The following is an 809-nucleotide window of genomic DNA, read 5'->3' as shown; positions in this document are numbered from 1 at the left end:
CGGCGCTGCCCGACGGTGAGGCGATCATGGTGATGCGGCTGCACAACACCGTTACTGGGGCGTGCACGTTCGACTGGACCGCGTTCTCCGAGATGGCCGGCGGGGTCCTCGGTGTGGTCTCTGGCCAGTTCACCCACACCTTCACCATCGCGAACACGCCGCAGATGGTGATCCTCCCCGTGCCGCTGAACCTGCCCACCGTCCCCATGGGGCCGAGCGGCATGGTGTCCCTCGACCTGCGACGCCTCACCTCGGCGGGCCCAGGGAACTCCCACCTGCACGAGGCGTGGCTGTTCTCCACCAAGGGCGCCTTGTCGATCGTTGGCGTCGGCACCCGCAAGAGGCTGTCGATCGCCGCCCCGTCGCTGAGCGAGCCGCAGGGCGCGATGTGGGTTGGGGACAACGCCGACGGCTCGGACCGCTACTCCGTGTCGAGCGAGTCCACCAGCCGCGCCCCCGGCGGCCACGGCCTGGTGCCGGGCTCGAACAACATCTTCACAGTCACCACCGGCGCCGTCGACGCCGCAGTGGCCGCCCGCCACTTCAACCGCCACCACACCCACCCCAAGAGGGCCGGCTGATGCTGCACCCGCGGATCGGGAAGTTCTGGGCCACCGACATCGGCGGCTACGGCGAGGTGTCCTACTCGGAGAACCTGCTCCACGGCTGCGAGTCCGCACAGTGGGCCATGAACCCCCGCACGTCCCACTCGGCGCTGATCCCCGGCGCCCCCGTCAGCCTCTACGAAGGCCCGCTCCGCGTGTTTTCAGGGTTCCTCGACCAGCCCTCGCGTGACGGAACGATGAGCG

General features: G+C 69.5%; 2 protein-coding genes. Both read left to right on the top strand.

Annotated features, from left to right (window positions below):
• A partial coding sequence (locus C5C07_RS21420; protein WP_158546619.1) for a hypothetical protein occupies positions 1-581 on the top strand: 581 nt, incomplete at its 5' end.
• Positions 581-809: hypothetical protein (locus tag C5C07_RS20380; protein ID WP_147302080.1), on the top strand; the 229-nt coding region annotated here is incomplete at its 3' end. The genes C5C07_RS21420 and C5C07_RS20380, both read left to right, overlap by 1 nt.

The organism is Haloferax sp. Atlit-4N (assembly GCF_003383025.1).
Taxonomy (GTDB): Archaea; Halobacteriota; Halobacteria; order Halobacteriales; family Haloferacaceae; genus Haloferax; species Haloferax gibbonsii.
Note: the sequence above shows the minus strand (reverse complement) of the source record. Positions and strands in the feature narration are given on the sequence as shown.